General features: G+C 44.4%; 15 protein-coding genes and 1 other RNA gene. 3 read left to right on the top strand and 13 right to left on the bottom strand.

Annotation, left to right across the window (positions count from 1 at the left end):
• The first annotated feature begins 190 nt into the window (after window positions 1-190).
• The gene (locus MHH86_RS00985) at window positions 191-367 is read left to right on the top strand and encodes a hypothetical protein (protein WP_169744731.1); all 177 of its coding nucleotides are present in this window, start codon (window positions 191-193) and stop codon (window positions 365-367) included.
• A gap of 111 nt (window positions 368-478) precedes the next feature.
• Here MHH86_RS00985 and MHH86_RS00980 read toward each other — a convergent pair whose 3' ends face one another.
• Window positions 479-1,105: a Crp/Fnr family transcriptional regulator gene (locus tag MHH86_RS00980; protein ID WP_036687166.1), complete on the bottom strand. Its 627-nt coding sequence runs from the start codon at window positions 1,103-1,105 to the stop codon at window positions 479-481.
• A 266-nt stretch (window positions 1,106-1,371) separates the two neighbouring features.
• Here MHH86_RS00980 and MHH86_RS00975 point away from each other — a divergent pair, with 266 nt between their 5' ends.
• Both MHH86_RS00975 and MHH86_RS00970 read left to right on the top strand, forming a co-directional pair.
• Window positions 1,372-1,842 carry a DinB family protein gene (locus MHH86_RS00975; protein ID WP_162164288.1) on the top strand — a complete coding sequence of 157 codons (471 nt, stop codon included), beginning with the start codon at window positions 1,372-1,374 and terminating at the stop codon, window positions 1,840-1,842.
• Window positions 1,843-1,893: 51 nt separating this feature from the next.
• On the top strand, window positions 1,894-2,340 hold the full coding sequence (locus MHH86_RS00970; RefSeq protein ID WP_342479590.1) for a YdeI/OmpD-associated family protein: 447 nt from the start codon (window positions 1,894-1,896) through the stop codon (window positions 2,338-2,340).
• Window positions 2,341-2,574: 234 nt separating this feature from the next.
• On the opposite strand, the gene MHH86_RS00965 is transcribed toward MHH86_RS00970, so the two are convergent.
• The 12 genes from MHH86_RS00965 to MHH86_RS00910 form a co-directional block, all read right to left on the bottom strand.
• A complete protein-coding gene (locus MHH86_RS00965) occupies window positions 2,575-3,891 on the bottom strand; it encodes an NAD(P)/FAD-dependent oxidoreductase (RefSeq protein ID WP_036687159.1) in 1,317 nt (438 codons plus the stop codon).
• 31 nt (window positions 3,892-3,922) lie between these two features.
• A complete protein-coding gene (locus tag MHH86_RS00960; protein ID WP_170914217.1) occupies window positions 3,923-5,230 on the bottom strand; it encodes an aminoacetone oxidase family FAD-binding enzyme in 1,308 nt (435 codons plus the stop codon).
• Between the two features lie 538 nt (window positions 5,231-5,768).
• Entirely contained in the window at window positions 5,769-6,254 is a 486-nt protein-coding gene (locus MHH86_RS00955) for a hypothetical protein (protein WP_143766154.1), read from the bottom strand.
• 291 nt (window positions 6,255-6,545) lie between these two features.
• Window positions 6,546-6,908 (bottom strand): hypothetical protein, encoded by a 363-nt coding sequence (locus tag MHH86_RS00950; protein ID WP_036687156.1) that lies wholly within the window; start codon window positions 6,906-6,908, stop codon window positions 6,546-6,548.
• Between the two features lie 296 nt (window positions 6,909-7,204).
• Window positions 7,205-7,569: a transfer-messenger RNA gene (gene ssrA, locus MHH86_RS00945) on the bottom strand.
• A 201-nt stretch (window positions 7,570-7,770) separates the two neighbouring features.
• Window positions 7,771-8,250: an SsrA-binding protein SmpB gene (gene smpB, locus MHH86_RS00940; RefSeq protein WP_036687155.1), complete on the bottom strand. Its 480-nt coding sequence runs from the start codon at window positions 8,248-8,250 to the stop codon at window positions 7,771-7,773.
• A 709-nt stretch (window positions 8,251-8,959) separates the two neighbouring features.
• Window positions 8,960-11,827, bottom strand: a complete 2,868-nt coding sequence (gene rnr / locus MHH86_RS00935; RefSeq protein WP_076317026.1) for a ribonuclease R — start codon at window positions 11,825-11,827, stop codon at window positions 8,960-8,962.
• Between the two features lie 354 nt (window positions 11,828-12,181).
• A complete protein-coding gene (gene secG / locus MHH86_RS00930) occupies window positions 12,182-12,415 on the bottom strand; it encodes a preprotein translocase subunit SecG (RefSeq protein WP_036687153.1) in 234 nt (77 codons plus the stop codon).
• Window positions 12,416-12,646: 231 nt separating this feature from the next.
• On the bottom strand, window positions 12,647-13,933 hold the full coding sequence (gene eno, locus MHH86_RS00925) for a phosphopyruvate hydratase (protein WP_036687130.1): 1,287 nt from the start codon (window positions 13,931-13,933) through the stop codon (window positions 12,647-12,649).
• Window positions 13,934-14,006: 73 nt separating this feature from the next.
• Window positions 14,007-15,551, bottom strand: coding sequence for a 2,3-bisphosphoglycerate-independent phosphoglycerate mutase (gene gpmI, locus MHH86_RS00920; RefSeq protein ID WP_036687125.1), 1,545 nt, complete (start codon window positions 15,549-15,551; stop codon window positions 14,007-14,009).
• 1 nt (window position 15,552) lies between these two features.
• Window positions 15,553-16,305, bottom strand: coding sequence for a triose-phosphate isomerase (tpiA, locus tag MHH86_RS00915; RefSeq protein ID WP_036687124.1), 753 nt, complete (start codon window positions 16,303-16,305; stop codon window positions 15,553-15,555).
• Between the two features lie 26 nt (window positions 16,306-16,331).
• The gene (locus MHH86_RS00910) at window positions 16,332-17,513 is read right to left on the bottom strand and encodes a phosphoglycerate kinase (RefSeq protein ID WP_036687122.1); all 1,182 of its coding nucleotides are present in this window, start codon (window positions 17,511-17,513) and stop codon (window positions 16,332-16,334) included.
• Between the last annotated feature and the right edge of the window lie 53 nt (window positions 17,514-17,566).

Raw genomic sequence — 17,566 nt, 5'->3', positions numbered from 1 at the left:
ACGTTCAACATATCAAAACTAAAAAAGGTTCCGAAACAATCATTTACTCATATCTCCCATATCTAACCGTGTTCTGAGCTAATGATTATAGGACAGCGAATGGATTGTGATCATACAACACGAATAGCCACACAGTAGCCAGCACATAATAAAATTCACAACCATTAGGTAAACAAGGAGGAATTTTCAATTGAGCGCAAATAAACCAGACAAGAATCTGATCAACACTGTAAAAGATTTGGAAGCCACGCCCGTAAACAGCCTGGAAGCCCAACAGCAGCAACAAGCCCGTAATGATCGCCGCAAGCAATCTCAGCATGACAGCGACGGCAAATTCACGGAAAATGAAACCGGGAACTTTCATTAAAGTCGGGAATACTGTTGGAATCTTCTTTTTAAGCTGCAATAACGTAAAAAGACACCCTTCAAGGTGTCTTTTCTTTTACTACCTATGGAGCCGCATCATAATGTATTTCCTTTAATCAATACGTATCAACTGCTCATCCTGTAATCCAAGCAATGATTTTTTCACGGTCTCACGCGCCGTTCCTGTCATATCCGCCAGGTGTTGATGCGTTAATTTCAAATCGATTAGAACACCTTCATCAGAGGGCACTCCGTGCTGTTCTGTTAGACGCAACAACACGCGAGCAATACGCGTACGCACGTCGATAACGGTTAAGTTTGTTATTAATTTATTGGCATCACGCAGACGATCTAATGCTGTTTCCAAAATGCCGATTAGTATTTCCGGATTACTTTTTAGTAAAGGAATGAAATCGCGTTTTTTCAAAATACATAAGGTAGACTTCTCAATGGTCCTCGCAGAAGCAGAGCGCGCTCTTTCATTTTGCAACAAAGCCATCTCTCCAAAGAAATCACCTACTCTAAAAATAGAGAGTACTACATCCCTAGAGTGGTTATCTTGATAGATTTGAACAACTCCAGATAGAACCAGATAGAGCTCCTCTCCCTCTTCACCCTCAAAAAAGATGGACTCTCCTTTTATATAAGTACGCTCGCCACATACCTTAGTAATTTCAGCTAAATATTCATCATCAAGATGTTCAAAGAACGGAAAATCCTGTAACAGTTGTGGGTTCATCTTCTAGAGGTTCCTCCAGTATAAGTAATAAATTTTTTAGGATTGAATCGCGAACCTATCCTATATTGCAATACTTTTAATTTTAATTAAATAGCGACAGCAGCCATTAAATTATGATGTGACATTTATACATTTTATGGGTTTATGATTGAGCATGTTTCACAAATTTTCCAAATGCACCATCATCAATTGGAAGGTTTTGGTTTTATTTGTGGAGAACAAGAATAAAGTTAAGATTCTAAAATTCAAGAAGTGAGTTGATGAACATGAGTGATAAGATGGTGGCTGTTTTAAGAAGACAGTTTGATCCAACCGTAGAAATGTTGAAGAATCTTATCGAAGTATGTCCTGATCATTTTTGGAAGAATGCCAAGCATAAATACTGGAAGCATATATTCCACGCTACAACCAGCATGAAATTTTGGTTTAGGCAGCAGAAGGATGAAGAATTCAAAATACCTGACTTCGGTAAAGATATAACAGAAGACTTAGATAAGGAGTGCTCTGACTACCCTACTAAGGAGGAAATGACGACGTACCTAGAGGAGATATTGAGTGTGGCTCGTAATTTTTTTGATGAACTTACTGACTGCAGATTATTGGAACCATGTGTACTATACGAAGAAATAACTAAAACTGATGTTATCCTCATGCAGATAAGGCATGTTCAACATCATATAGGTTATTGCAACAGCATATTGAATTCGAATCACCTAGAAACAGCAAAGTGGCTATGATAAAATGAGTGACCGAAATCAGCTTCTTTACCACGAGGAGTGTTATTTAATATGGTTTATGAATTTGATAGTGAGATAAAGCTGCTGGAAGGTAAAATGAAATGGAAAGTAGTCTATTTCCCCTATTCAGTAAGGGAGATATTCAATACTAATGGTAAAGTACCTATTCAAATCTCTGTTGACGGGTACGAATTTGACCATACTTTATTGCCGTCAAAGAATGGGCATTATTTTGTTTATAACGAATTTATTCGAAGAGCATTACACAAAGAGCTCGGTGATACATTACATATAATACTTAAGAAATGCGAGGAAAATCGTAAACTGATTGTGCCAGATTACATTACTACAAACCTTGAAGAGTACCACATGCTGAATACATTTCTAAACCAGCCTGATTACATTAAACGAGAGCAGATTAATTATATTGAGCTTGCTAAAAAGGAAGATACAAAAAATAGACGAATACTAGCTCTAATTGATAAACTTAAGGATTAATAAAGGGACGACAATAAAGTTGAGGTAAAATGAAGACATCAGAGTTAAGCAACGAATATTGATATTTCGCTAAACCCCAACAATCATTTTTAATGAGCACCAAACTTTAAAAAATCACAAAAAGGCGATGAGAAACAACCCTCATCGCTTTCACATTACTAAAACCAGACTTGTTACAGCAAACCTCTGCCTAGTAATAGGTGATCGTTTAAGAGTCAGCAACCATCTGCCCCCTTACGTGGTGCTAGCACGTCGATCAGCAAGCGCCATCGCGGCGGCATAGCCGGAGCTCCAGGCCCATTGCAGGTTATAGCCGCCGCAATCTCCATCGACATCCATCACCTCACCTGCCAAATACAGTCCAGGGACTAACTTAGATTCCAACGTTCCTTCGGTTAGCTCCGTCGTATCGATGCCACCAGCTGTTGTTTGTGCATTAGTAAAGCTATTGGTATCGGTCACTTTAAATTCCCAACGCTTCAAGATTTTATAAAATATTTTTTTTGTTTTCCACGAAAGATCCTGACAAAGCAGGTGCAACTGTTGATCAATTCCAGCCTCCTTCAGCAGAACTGGAATCAGTTTCTTGCTGACGATACCTATAAGGGAATCGGCAACCGTCCGGTGTCCGAAGATCCCCCAGTGGATCTCCAGAAAATCAATTAACTCTTCCTCCGTGCGCTCCGGCATTAAATCAACCGACAATGTCACCGATTCTCCTATTCCGAGATTATACGCAGCCTTTCTGCTGAGCTGAAGTATGGGCGGGCCCGAAATACCATAGTCCGTAAAAAGAATCTCACCAGACTCAGTGCGGATGACTTCATTGTTTACGATAACATGGGCCTCTCCCTCAAATTTGATGCCCGATAGTTCCTTCAAATACGGATAATCCAGCTTCAATTGTACAATACCTGGCACCGGGTTGATCAAGGTGTGCCCCAGACGTTGGACAAGCGTATAACCGGAGCCGTCCGTTCCCGTTTTGGGAGCGGTAAGGCCGCCTGCACATAGAAAAAGATAGTCGCTGGTATACACAACCTGTTCCTCTGTCTCCGTCTGGCAGGTTATCGCGAACCGCGGATGTCCCGCCGAAACGGTAACATCCAACACTTTATGTTTATAATATACGGGAACATTCCGATCCTCCAGCGCCAGCTTAAATACACCCGGCACCGAAGCCGCCTGCAGCGACATCGGATACATCCGGCCATTCTCCAAGCTTACAAAAGGAAGCCCGAGCGAGGAGAAAAATTCGATCGTTTGGCGGACACCGAATTGCCGCAATACATGTATTGGGAATCCTTCCTGATTACTGTGATACTTGCGTGATAAAGCGGCCGCTTCATCCGTACCGGTGGCGGTGGATTGGTTCGTAATGTTGCAACGCCCGTTACCCGTCGTTATTATTTTCTTCCCCAGCCGGTCATTGCTTTCAATAATTGCTGTATCAATACCTTGATCCCTCGCTGTAACTGCAGCCATTAGACCTGCAGCACCCCCACCGATAATGAACAGCTCGTGGTGCTTAGAAGTCTGATCCTTATACATGTTAATTGATGCATCCCTTTTCCTAATAAATTTATTGAATTGACTTAGCTAGCGCCATGGCGGCCACATATCCGGAACTCCAGGCCCATTGTAGGTTATAGCCGCCGAAGTCTCCGTCCACATCCATCACTTCGCCAGCCAAATAAAGCCCAGGTACTAGCTTGGATTCCAGCGTTCCTTCGATTATTTCCGACGTATCGATGCCGCCAGCTGTCACTTGTGCATTCGTAAAGCCATTGGTATCCGTCACTTTAAATTCCCAGCGCTTCAAGATTCGATAAAATTTCTCCTTAGTTTTCAACGACAGAGCCTGGCAAAGCAGCTGTGGCTGCTGATCTAAGCCGGTCTCCTTGAGTAGGATCGTAACAAGCTTCTTGTTAAAGATGCCAACGAGAGAATCTGCAACCGTCCGGTGTCCAAAAGTCTCCCAGAGCCTTTCTAAAAACTCAACTAACTCTTCCTCCTTGCGGCCAGGCATCAGATCCACCGATAATTTCACCTGTTCTCCTCTTGCAAGATGATACGCAGCCTTCCTGCTTAGCTGGAGAATTGGCGGACCAGTAATACCATAGTCCGTAAAGGCAATTTCGCCCTGTTCACTGCCGATGACTTTACCGTTTACAATAATATGAGCTTGTCCCTGAGATTTGATAGTGGACAGTGCTCTCATATTCGGATATTGCAGCTTCAGTTGCACAATGGCCGGTAAAGGCTCAATCAGGGTGTGTCCCAGACGTTCAGCAAGTGTATACCCAGGAGGTTCTTTTCCCGCATTTGGACCGGCAAGGCCACCCGCAGATAGAAGTAGATAGTCGCTAGTATAAACAACCTCCTCCTCTGTCTCCGTTTGGCATTTTATCTTGAAGCGCGGATGATTCTTCGAAACAGTAACATCCAACACTTTGTTATTGAGGTACACCGGAACATTCCGATCCTCCAGCGCAAGCTGGAAAATATCCAGCACCGCTGCTGCCTGCAGCGACATCGGGTACATCAAGCCATCCTTCAATCTTGTAAGCGGAAGCCCGAGAAAGGAGAAAAAATCAATGGTCTGACGGATGCCAAATTGCTGCAATACCGCAAGTGGAAATCCGGCCTGATTACTGTGATACTTGCGCGATAAAGCGATTGCTTCATCTGTACCCGTTGCAGTGGATTCATTTGTAATGTTGCAGCGCCCATCACCTGTCATTAATATTTTCTTTCCAATCCGGTCGTTACTCTCCAGAATGGCAGTATCGATACCCATATCCCGCGCGGTAACAGCGGCCATTAATCCAGCAGCACCTGCGCCGATAATAAACAGCTTGTGGTGCATAGAAGTCTGATTCTCATACATGGTTGATCAATGCATCCTTTATTCCAATTTTTCTAAAAGCACAGAAGCACTTTATTAAATTATAGCATAAGTGTACTGGTTTTCATTTATCTCCTTATGTACTCATCACATCTTAGGTTAGCCTTTTATCCCTTGACTGCAATTTAGTCCATAAACAAGAAAAAAACCGCTTTATCAGCGGGTTTCAAATAGAGCCGAGGAGTCGAACCCCTATCCAAAGATAACGGCACATAAGCTTCTACGAGTGTAGTTACAGTTTTGATGTCCCCTAGAAGCATTCTATCCAATATTTGATGAGTCATTCTGATTAAGGAGACTGATCATAGGAATAACTCCTTAGTATAGTGATCCAATTATATAAGTTAATCCTGAATATATCGGTTCATCACAGTGCTTCTTCAATACGCAGAAAGTACCTTTGGCGCTATAGATGATGGCTGGATCCAAGCAACAATTATGATCACCAACCACAACGTTGAATAAAGAACGATAACCTTATGTATGCTACCAGAAGGTTTACTAAAGTTTTTAGAAGTTGCTAATTCCCTGCGGAATCAAGATACGCTTCAGCTTCTTCTATCGATTCGTACAAGTTTGCAATATCTTTAAACATACGATTCATTTGCGTTTTGTAGAACGCGGTAGGCGCAACATACACCCATTTATGTTTTGTAGAGATTCCAGCTTTCACAGCATCTTCACCAGTTGGAGCAAGAATTGCCATCACCTCTTGCTTAAATACCAGGCCACCAGTAATTACAGTCATACCTGTAAACCCTCGCTTAGTTTTCTTCAGTACTTTCGGAAATTGTTCTGCGTACGCAAAGGCATCCTCAACTTCCATACCGTCCGATGTTACAATAATTCTGTTTTTATTTTTAACATAATCAATAGTAAAACTCATAATAGTAATTCCTCCGAATGTTTTTGCTTTTGATTGCTTAATGCCATAATCTAATCTTATATCAGTTCGAGCTCTTATAGATGTAGTTTCGGAAAATGTGCCACTAATTATTAACTTCAAAGTGAATGATCTAATTTTAGACGTAGACAACATGTCTACAAAAATGAATATATTAGTTCCCCATAATTCATTGTCTGCATTCGGTCTACAATTCAATCACTAAACAGCAAAAAACCGCTATCTCAGCGGGTTTTTGCTTATGGGGCCGAGGGAAGTCGAACCCCTGTCCGAAGATAACGGCACATAAGCTTCTACTAATGTAGTGTAGTTACAGTTTTGATGTCACAAAATTCATGACTCCCACCAGAAAATTGTTTACGGTGTAGTTGTAATTCTAAACTCAAAACTGTGCTATAGCGAAAAATCGGTAACACCCTTTTTATAGGAAAATTTAAGACTATATGTTTCTTCTTTTCCATAGGGCATTGTAGCAATTTTTATACGAGTATAATCAAGCCTGCTATCTCTTAACACTCTCTTTATCAAGGCTATACTCCGTTCTTCTTCCGTAATGATACAAAATATATTAAGAGCATATTTTTTCGGGTCGGAAATGCATTTACCCATATCAAAGCCATCAACACAACCTAAGTTAGTATCTACTAGAGATATGTCCAGGTATTCCATGACTTTATCTCTTAACCAGTTATCACGTTGGCTTCCTTTTTCACTTTTTAGAGGATACTGTACTACTAACCAAAATTTCTCACTCATTCATAATCACCAGCCAATGAAGAGATTTATTATAATAATTATAACAAAGAAACTTTGCAAAAGGGTACCGTTAACCATAGTATGGGAACCATCCTCATGCGGATGGTATTCGTGGTGGTAGAGAAATCTTTTGCAGTTTAAAAATATGCATACCAAACATTCCGAGACCTCATAGTAGACATGATAAACCACAAGTACACATGTGAAATTGGCTGAAATCATTAAAAAGCATTGCCTAACTTTAATTATGAGGATACAAAAAAGCGACCCCTAAAGGTCGCTTTTTCTAAAACTCCATATGGAGCCGAGGGGAGTCGAACCCCTGTCCGAAGATAACGGCACATAAGCTTCTACGAGTGTAGTCACAGTTTTGATGTCACCCGAGTATCGCCCCGTAACCGGCTATACGTTGGGTCAGCCTGATTGTCTTCTTCAGCTCACCGCAGGCGGAGATGAGACAGCGTATCCCACTATTTGTTAGCCCCTATCCCTGTCACATGGGCGATGCAGAGTAGAAGCACGCACACAGTTTCTTAGGCTGCGAAAGCGTAGTTGTTTTGTTGTTTGCCGTTTAATAGGCTTTAGCGTTGATGAAGCGGACGCGTCCCCACTACTCGCTACTCATGCTCGAACTACCCCCGTCGAATCCAAGAACGGCCCCTCATTAAAAAGGGCGCTTCGGATCAAGCGGATCTTCCAAGCAAGAGAGATCCAATCTACAGCTTCTTATTCAAGAAAACTGTAACGAAGCAATAACTAACTTACTTACTCAGTATAGCACATTTATCAACACTTTAACACGTGGGTTAAAGGAATTGAAGGTTGAAACTGGAACTCATTTGAATCGTCTAGTTCTCCCAGATTATCTGGCGATCTTTTGCTTATCACGCAGTACACGCTGGATATCACGTTGAGCATCTCGCTTGGCAGCCGAGTCACGTTTGTCATACTCTTTTTTACCTTTACCAAGACCAATCAGCAGCTTCGCATAGCCATTCCGCACATAAATCTTAAGTGGCACAATCGTAAACCCATCTCGCTTGGACAAGCCCAGCAGTTTATGAATTTGCTCCTTATGCATTAACAATTTACGTGTGCGTGTGGGATCGGTAGGATTGGCACGGTTACCTTGTTCAAAAGGGCTGATATGCATGTTGTGAATCTGAATCTCGCCATTACGGATCGTAGCAAAAGCATCTCCAATATTAGCGCGGCCATTACGCAGCGACTTGATCTCTGTACCCGTCAGCACCAAGCCAGCTTCATAAGTATCCTCAATAAAATAATCATGGGAAGCTTTCTTGTTCTGGGCAAGTACTTTCCCGTCTGCTTTTTTACCCATGAGAATCACTCCTTGAATCATATTCATAAGTTAAAGTAACCATGTCTGTCTAATCTTAAACGACACAGCCATCGAACGTCTGATCTATATTGTAACAAATGGAATCAAGTGAGCGCAAGGAACCTTCAACCAAATATACTTCACCTAATTTGTCATAGAGTTGTCAGTAACATTACCCAATATCTAGCATTTGTTACAAAAAAGCATTAAGCTGAGTTGATCTGGAGTTTTTCCACTAATCTCCACATATCTATATCCATCTACCCTATTTACTTATTACCTATTTGTTCTCAATTATCCGCTTCCCTCTTCTTGGATATACATCTATTCGACGCCTATTTAAATAGTGCTGCTTTTACCTATACTGTGCAATCCTATACTGTACCTATCCTATCCTCTACCTATTCACTTGCTATCACCTACGTTTTTCTATATAAATGTATTTCGCGCAACTATTTAAGCCTTATCACCGCCAAAAAACTAATTAGTTGCACTTTCTGCAGCTAAAAAAGCGAAATCGGACCAATTATGGGTAACTGATCAGATTTAGATGTACAAAATGCAATTAGCTACCACTTTTACTACATAACCCAAATTTAACTGCACATAATGCAATTAACCATGTTGATGATTAGTTAGTTAAAAAGCACCGCCACAGGAGGGACGGTGCTTAGTATCGTTATAGAGTTATGCAGCGCATAACCGTCATTTATTTCTTTTTACGCTTACGTGGTGCTCCTTCTGGAGCGCCGCCATTATTGTCACTTCGTTTAGAAGTGACTTGCTCAGATGTCTCTACGTTGCCTGGTGTCACGGACTGGCCGATGAACACCCCGCCCTTGGTTTTCTTTTTGCGGCGGCCTTTGCCTGTAGGAGCGCCGTTACGGCCTTCTCCACCGCCAAAGTTACCCCCGCGATCCTCGCGGCTGCGGAACTTCGTGCTGCCGTCCACGCCCCGCGCTTCGCCGCCGGAGGAGTCGGACGCAGGAGCGCCGTATCCGCCTTTGCCGGAGCCAAAGCCGAAGCTGATGCCGCGTCCACCACCGGCACCGCCGGTGTCTCCGCCGCGGCCTCGCCCGCCGCTGCGCTCACGCGGCGCGCCTGCGTTGCCGCCGGCTTCGCCTCCGCGCTCTGCGCCCGGCGCAGCAACTACCCGGCTCGCATCCTCGCCGGCCTCGCGCCCGCGCTTCCGCTTACCGCGTCCGCCCGCTGCGCCAACACCGGCCGCTTCGCGCGGCCCATCACCGGCGCGCACACCTGCGCCCGGCTTGCCCTTGCCCGCGTTTGCAGCGCCGCCGCCGGGCTTGCCTTTACCGCCGCGTCCCTTGCCCGCGGCGCCTTTGCCCCCGGCCGGCTTAATGAAGCCGCCGCCCGAACGGCCGCCCTTGCCTCCGCGGCCGCCCGCAAAGCCACCACCGCGGTGCTCGCCTGGCGCGCGTGGCTTCATGTCGACCAACTCGAAATCGATCGTGTGGTCATCCATATTTACTTTCGCGACTCGGATCTTCACCTCGTCACCAATGCGGAACACACGCGATGTGCGCTCGCCAATGAGCGCCATATGACCTTCGTCGAAGTGATAATAATCGTCGCTCATTGCACTGAGACGAATAAGACCTTCGACGGTATTATCCAGCTCGATGAACATTCCGAAGCTGGTCACACTGCTGACCATAGCCTCGAATTCCTCGCCTACTTTATCCTGCATGTATTCTGCTTTCTTCAGTTGCTCCGTATCGCGTTCAGCTTCTACCGCCACACGCTCGCGTTCCGAAGACTGCTGAGCAATGTCAGGCATCCGGCTAGACAAATAATCATGCCGCTTCTGGGTCAGTGCCCCTCCATTCTCAATCACTTCACGCATTACGCGGTGAATGACCAGATCGGGGTACCGGCGAATTGGAGAAGTAAAGTGAGAATAATATTCTGCAGCCAGTCCGAAATGGCCCGTGCTCTCTGCATCATACTTTGCCTGCTTCATGGAACGCAGCATCATCGTACTGATGACCGTTTGTTCCTTTGTGCCTTGGATTTGCTCCAACAGATCCTGCAAAGCACGTGGATGAACCGAATTGCCACGGCCCTTCACGTGATATCCGAAGTTGGCCGCAAAAGCCATGAAATTCTGCAGCTTCTCTGGGTCTGGATCTTCGTGAATCCGGTAAAGGAACGGAACCTTCAACCAGTGGAAATGCTCAGCAACTGTTTCATTTGCCGCCAGCATAAACTCCTCGATAATCTGTTCCGCTACAGAACGTTCACGCTTCACGATATCTACAGCCTTGCCGTTCTCATCCACGATGATTTTGCTCTCTTCAAAATCAAAATCAACCGCACCCCGGCGCATCCGCGCATCGCGCAGCTTCATCGCCAATTCCTTCATGAGGCGGAAATCGTCAATCAGTGGACTATAACGTTCCAACAGCTCTGGATCTTCGTCTTCGAGAATTTTACGAACATTGGAGTAAGTCATTCTCTCTTTGGTGCGAATCACGCTCGTAAAGACATCGTGCTTCACAACCTTCATTTGCTCGTTAAATTCCATTTCACAGGACATTGTTAACCGATCTACCTGAGGATTCAAGCTGCAAATCCCGTTCGATAGGCGGTGCGGCAGCATCGGAATAACCCGGTCTACCAAATACACACTACAACCGCGGTCATAGGCTTCTTTATCCAGCTCAGAGCCTTCACGCACATAATAACCTACGTCTGCTATATGGACGCCCAGCTTGTAATGTCCATTCTCCAAGCGCTGTACGTTTACCGCATCATCCAAATCCTTAGCATCTTCGCCATCAATCGTAACAATGTTCAGTCCGCGCAGGTCGCGTCTTCCTTGCTCCGCAATCTCCTCTTCTGTAATTGAATCAGGAGCGCTATCGGCTTCATCCATCACTTCAGCTGGAAATGCCTCAGGCAATTGATGTTTGCGGATAATGGAAAGAATATCAACACCCGGATCATCCTTATGTCCGAGAATCTCAATAATTTCACCTTCTGCCGCTGCTCGGCCTTCCGGATAACTCACAATTCGCACAACGACCTTTTGACCATCAACAGCACCTTTAAAGGATTGTTTCGGAATAAAAATATCACGATTAATCCGCTTATCATCAGGCAGCACAAAACCATAGGTCTCCAGGTTCTGAAATACACCTACCGTCTGCAACACGCCACGTTTTACAATACGTACTACTTCGCCTTCCATACGTCCGCCGGACGGACTTTTAGAGGTAATACGAATCAGAACGATATCGCCATTCATTGCTCCCTTAAGATCATTTGCATGGATATATACGTCAGGATGATCACGATCATCCGGGATTAGAAAAGCAAAACCCTTCGCATGTGCTTGTAAACGTCCACGCAGCAAATCCATCCGTTCTGGCACGCCATAACGTGCAGTACGGGTTAATACAATTCTTCCATCCTGCTCTAATTCAATCAGCAGTTCCTCGAACTTTTTAAACCCCTCGCTATCCTCTAGAGCAAAATGACTCACCAGCTCTTCATAAGTCATTGGTTTATATGCAGTTTCCCGCATGAAATCGAGTAATATTTCTTGTGTTATCATGTTCGTCACCCCAGCCCTCCGCGGCTTCAAGCCGCTGGCAAATATGTATATCTTGTCCTGCCCTGCAGTAATGCCAAGTAAATTTTACCTTTACTACTTCATACCCTAGTATACACGAAATCAATCCTGCGCATCCCTGTTACTGTCATCCAAAGGTTAACACAGTACAAAATTTCCTTTAAATGCTGAAATACATCCATGCCGACTTCAGGTTTACTTCCTATCGATCCAGCCTTTTTCTTTGCGAATATGAAAAGAAAAGCACCCTTAGGTGCTTTTTAACTCCTTTTAATATAACAAAAAAGCCTCCGCTCTATTCCATTTAGAACAGAGCGAGGGCTTACGGTAGATCTTTTAGTCGATTAGAACTGCAGCTAGAATCGCCATGATGAAGAAACCAGCAGCAAGTCCAACAGTTACACGTTGTAGTACGAGCTCCATACCACGAGCTTTTGTTTTACCAAAGAGATGCTCAGCACCGCCAGAGATGGCACCGGAAAGACCCGCGCTTTTCCCCTTTTGCAGAAGAACGACCGCAATAAGACCGACGGAAAAAATCAGGAGCACAACTTTCAAAAAGATATCCATTCACTTCCACCTCCTACGCCTAAGCATCACTATCTATGGTAATTTAGGTTATCACGATACATAAACAGTATTCTTATTTTATCATAGCGCTGTCGGTAATACAACAGCTTAGACTGTTAAGTCGTAGCTTTTCTTGCAAGATAAGGATAAACCTATTGAAGTCTATCTTCTTCAAATCATAAAAAAGACCCGCCATAACGGCGGGTCTTAGAAGTCTGCTATAAAAGCAGATTATCTTTTGAGGTTGTAGAAGGATTTCAGGCCGTTGTATTGAGCCAATTCACCCAACTCATCTTCGATGCGAAGCAATTGGTTGTATTTAGCAACACGGTCTGTACGGGAAGGAGCACCTGTTTTGATTTGACCAGCATTAGTCGCAACAGCGATGTCAGCGATTGTGCTATCTTCGGATTCACCGGAACGGTGGGAGATAACTGCTGTGTAACCAGCACGTTTAGCCATTTCGATAGCATCAAAAGTTTCAGTCAATGTACCAATTTGGTTAACCTTAACCAAGATGGAGTTACCGATACCTTTTTCGATACCTGTTGCAAGACGCTCAGTGTTAGTTACGAACAAGTCGTCACCAACCAATTGGACTTTGTCGCCCAATTTTTCAGTAAGCAATTTCCAGCCATCCCAGTCGTCTTCGGACATACCGTCTTCGATTGTGATGATAGGATATTTTTCAACCCATGAAGCAAGAAGGTCAACATACTCAGCGGAAGTGTAAGATTTACCTTCGCCAGCAAGGGTGTATTTACCGTCTTTGTAGAACTCAGTGGAAGCAACGTCCATACCCAAGAATACGTCAACACCTGGTTTGTAACCAGCTTTTTCAATAGCTTCGATGATTGTAGTGATTGCTTCTTCATTCGAACCAAGGTTCGGTGCGAAACCACCTTCGTCACCAACAGCTGTGTTCAGGCCTTTGGATTGAAGTACGGATTTCAAGTTGTGGAAGATTTCAGCACCTGTGCGAAGAGCTTCTTTGAAGCTTGGAGCTCCTACAGGAAGAACCATGAACTCTTGAACGTCGATGTTGTTATCCGCATGCTCACCACCATTGATGATGTTCATCATTGGTACTGGAAGAGTTTTAGCGTTGAATCCGCCCAGGTATACGTACAAAGGAATATCCAAAGCTGCTGCAGCTGCACGAGCTACTGCCATGGATACAGCTAGGATTGCGTTAGCGCCCAATTTACCTTTGTTAGGAGTTCCGTCCAAAGTAATCATCAATTTGTCGATGCCCACTTGGTCAAGAGCGTCCATACCGATAACTTCTGGAGCGATGATTTCATTTACGTTCTCAACAGCTTTCAGAACGCCTTTACCCATGTAACGGGATTTGTCGCCATCACGAAGTTCTACAGCTTCGTGAGCACCAGTGGAAGCGCCGGAAGGAACGATAGCGCGGCCTTTAGCACCGGATTCCAGATAAACGTCAACCTCTACTGTAGGGTTACCACGGGAGTCAAGGACTTCGCGAGCATATACATCAGAAATAATAGTCATGTAAGTTAATCTCCTTTTAACATTGTTTTGGTCTTACTTGTATAGCTTAAAATCAAAGGCGTTATACCTTACCTTACTTACGGCTAGCAATCATGGATTGTCCGGTCATTTCCGCAGGTTGAGGAAGTCCCATCAAATCTAGGATTGTTGGTGCTACGTCTGCAAGAATACCGGATTCACGCAATACAACATTCTCAGTAGTCACGATGAACGGAACAGGATTGGTTGTATGAGCTGTGAACGGGCGACCGTTCTCGTCAAATACCATATCTGCATTACCATGGTCAGCGATAATAATTGCAACGCCACCTTTGGCAACAACCGCATCCACTACTTTACCCACACACTCATCCGTCACTTCTACAGCCTTGATTGTTGGTTCCAGCATGCCGGAGTGTCCAACCATATCAGGATTGGCAAAGTTAAGAATGATAGCATCCTGTCTTTCCGCTTCGATTTCCGCTACGCAGGCTGCAGCCACTTCGTATGCGCTCATCTCAGGTTGAAGATCATAGGTTGCCACTTTAGGAGAGTTGATTAAGATCCGGGTTTCCCCAGGAAGCTCCTCGTCACGTCCACCGCTGAAGAAGAAGGTTACATGCGGATATTTTTCAGTTTCCGCGATGCGCAGTTGCTTCTTGTTTTGTTGAACAAGCACTTCACCCAATGTGTTATCCAGGTTCTTCGGTGAGTAGGCTACATAACCTTGTACCGTTTCGCTGAAAGTAGTTAGGCATACGAAGTGCAGGTTTTGCGGGAACAAAGGACCACGGTCGAAACCGCGGAAATCTTGATTCGTGAACACTTGTGACAATTGAATAGCACGGTCAGGACGGAAGTTGAGGAACACGACGGAATCGCCGCTCTCTACTGCCGTTACAGGTTTGCCTTCACTGTCTACAATTACACTAGGTTCAACGAATTCATCAAATACCGAGTTTTCATAAGATGAAGTGATGGCTTGCACAGCATCCGTGTATTTAGGGCCTTCACCATAAACCATAGCACGGTAGGCTTTCTCTACACGTTCCCAACGTTTATCACGATCCATTGCGTAATAACGTCCGGACACCGTTGCAATTGTACCCACGCCAACCTCTTCGATTTTAGCTACTAGATCTTGGACAAACTTCTTCCCACTATCAGGAGCTACGTCACGGCCGTCCATAAAAGCATGGATATACACTTCATGCATATCTTCTTTTTTAGCCAGGTCAAGCATAGCAAACAGGTGGTTAATATGGCTATGTACCCCTCCGTCGGATACAAGCGCATATAGGTGAAGCTTTTTGCCAGTGTTCTTAGCATTTCTCACTGCACTAACCAGGGTTTCGTTATCGAAGAACTCGCCCTCGCGGATCGATTTATCGATACGAGTCAAATCCTGATAAACGATCCGGCCTGCACCAATATTCAAATGCCCTACTTCGGAATTGCCCATTTGCCCTTCCGGAAGGCCTACAGCTTCACCGCAAGCAGTGAGTGTAGTGTTAGGATATTGTTTCAGGTAACGGTCATAGTTAGGTTTGTTGGCTTGAGCAACGGCATTACCTTCTGTCGTTCCACGCAAACCAAAACCATCCATGATGATCAAAGCTACGGGTTTTGGAGCTGACATCTTACTTCGCCCCCTCAACCAATTGAACGAAGGAATCCGGTTGTAAGCTGGCACCGCCAACAAGCGCACCATCGATGTCGCTTTGGCCCATGTACTCAGTTACATTCTCAGGCTTCACGCTGCCGCCGTATTGAATACGAACAGCTTCAGCTGTTGCTGCATCATACAGATCTTTTACAAGACTGCGGATGTAAGCAATAACTTCGTTAGCATCTTGGGAAGTGGAAGATTTACCTGTGCCAATAGCCCAGATAGGTTCGTATGCAATAACAACTTTTGCTGCTTGCTCGGCACTAAGACCTTGGAATGCAGCTTCAGTTTGTACTTTACATACTGCTTTAGTTTGATCAGCTTCACGCTCTTCGAGCTTTTCGCCAACACATACGATAGGAGTAATTCCGTGACGGAATGCAGCATGCATTTTCTTATTCACGATTTCATCCGTTTCGCCAAAATAAGCACGACGCTCAGAGTGGCCAATGATAACATAGTCCACACCAAGATCACTTAGCATTACACCACTGATCTCGCCTGTGTAAGCACCGTTATCTTCAAAGTGTAGGTTTTGTGCACCAATCTTGATGTTAGTACCTTTTGCAGCTGCTACAAGTGCAGGCAGGTTAGTAAATGGAGCGCAGATTACAGTCTCAACGCCTTCTACTTCTGCTTTGCCTTTAATTTCAGCAATAAAGCTTTCTGCTTCAGGAACTGTTTTGAACATTTTCCAGTTACCTGCAATAATAGGTGTTCTCATGACTTATGTTGCCTCCTTCTTAGGTCTTACTTATCGTTCAGTGCTTCTACGCCAGGAAGCGCCTTGCCTTCCATGAACTCAAGGGATGCACCGCCACCAGTGGAGATATGATCCATTTGATCAGCCAGGTGGAATTTCTCTGCTGCTGCTGCGGAATCTCCGCCACCAATAACAGTGTAACCTTCAGTAGTTGCACAAGCTTTTGCTACTGCAAGTGTACCTTCAGCGAATTTATCGATTTCGAATACGCCCATAGGTCCATTCCAGACAACCAGCTTGGAGTTCTTGATAATATCGGCATAAAGTTCACGAGTCTTAGGTCCGATATCAAGTCCTTCCCAACCTTCTGGGATTTCATTGTAATCAACGATCTTAGTGTTAGCGTCAGCACCAAATTTATCAGCAACAACAACATCAACAGGAAGCATGAAGTTTTTACCAAGTGCTTTTGCTTTTTCGATGAATCCAAGAGCAACGTCAAGTTTGTCGTTGTCTACTAGTGATTTACCGATTTCAAAGCCTTGTGCTTTAGTGAATGTATAAGACAATCCACCGCCGATCAGGACGTTATCAGCCAAAGACAACAAGTTATCAATAACATCAATCTTGTCTTTAACTTTCGAACCCCCGATGATCGCAGTGAAAGGACGTTCTGGGTTAGAAAGAGCTTTACCAAGAACGGACAATTCTTTCTCCATCAAAAGACCGGATACAGCCGGCAGGAAATGAGCGATACCTTCTGTCGATGCATGTGCACGGTGAGCCGCGCCAAACGCATCATTAACAAACAAATCAGCCAGTTCAGCGAATTGTTTAGCCAGTTCAGGATCGTTTTTCTCTTCACCTGGGTAGAAGCGAACATTCTCAAGTACAAGTACGTCGCCTTCGCCTAGCTCAGCGATTTTTGCTTTTACAGCTTCGCCAATTGCTTCGTCAGCTTTAGCTACTGGTTTGCCAAGAAGCTCGGACAGACGTTCAGCAGCAGTAGTCAAACGCATGGAATCTACGAATTCGCCTTTAGGACGACCCATATGACTCGCAAGAATGATCTTTGCACCGTTCTCGATCAAATATTTAATGGTTGGAAGTGTTTCGCGAATACGAGTATCATCAGTAATTTTACCGTCTTCTACAGGTACGTTGAAATCCACGCGTACAAATACGCGCTTACCCTTTACTTCTACATCACGGACGCTTTTTTTGTTCATGATTAATTCCTCCACACCCAAAATTGTTTCTAGCAGGAAACAAGAAATACATT

The organism is Paenibacillus sp. FSL F4-0097 (assembly GCF_038593125.1).
Lineage (GTDB): Bacteria > Bacillota > Bacilli > Paenibacillales > Paenibacillaceae > Paenibacillus_AQ > Paenibacillus_AQ odorifer.
The sequence above is the reverse complement of the archived record's forward strand: the minus strand, read 5'-3'. Positions and strand labels throughout refer to the sequence as shown.

Excerpts from the sequence above, each read along its gene's own strand:
- MHH86_RS00980 (WP_036687166.1), bottom strand. The coding sequence starts at position 1,105 with ATGAACCCACAACTGTTACAGGATTTTCCGTTCTTTGAACATCTTGAT.
- MHH86_RS00975 (WP_162164288.1), top strand. The coding sequence starts at position 1,372 with ATGAGTGATAAGATGGTGGCTGTTTTAAGAAGACAGTTTGATCCAACC.
- MHH86_RS00970 (WP_342479590.1), top strand. The coding sequence starts at position 1,894 with ATGGTTTATGAATTTGATAGTGAGATAAAGCTGCTGGAAGGTAAAATG.
- MHH86_RS00965 (WP_036687159.1), bottom strand. The coding sequence starts at position 3,891 with ATGTATAAGGATCAGACTTCTAAGCACCACGAGCTGTTCATTATCGGT.
- MHH86_RS00960 (WP_170914217.1), bottom strand. The coding sequence starts at position 5,230 with ATGTATGAGAATCAGACTTCTATGCACCACAAGCTGTTTATTATCGGC.
- MHH86_RS00950 (WP_036687156.1), bottom strand. The coding sequence starts at position 6,908 with ATGAGTGAGAAATTTTGGTTAGTAGTACAGTATCCTCTAAAAAGTGAA.
- smpB (WP_036687155.1), bottom strand. The coding sequence starts at position 8,250 with ATGGGTAAAAAAGCAGACGGGAAAGTACTTGCCCAGAACAAGAAAGCT.
- rnr (WP_076317026.1), bottom strand. The coding sequence starts at position 11,827 with ATGATAACACAAGAAATATTACTCGATTTCATGCGGGAAACTGCATAT.
- secG (WP_036687153.1), bottom strand. The coding sequence starts at position 12,415 with ATGGATATCTTTTTGAAAGTTGTGCTCCTGATTTTTTCCGTCGGTCTT.
- eno (WP_036687130.1), bottom strand. The coding sequence starts at position 13,933 with ATGACTATTATTTCTGATGTATATGCTCGCGAAGTCCTTGACTCCCGT.
- gpmI (WP_036687125.1), bottom strand. The coding sequence starts at position 15,551 with ATGTCAGCTCCAAAACCCGTAGCTTTGATCATCATGGATGGTTTTGGT.
- tpiA (WP_036687124.1), bottom strand. The coding sequence starts at position 16,305 with ATGAGAACACCTATTATTGCAGGTAACTGGAAAATGTTCAAAACAGTT.
- MHH86_RS00910 (WP_036687122.1), bottom strand. The coding sequence starts at position 17,513 with ATGAACAAAAAAAGCGTCCGTGATGTAGAAGTAAAGGGTAAGCGCGTA.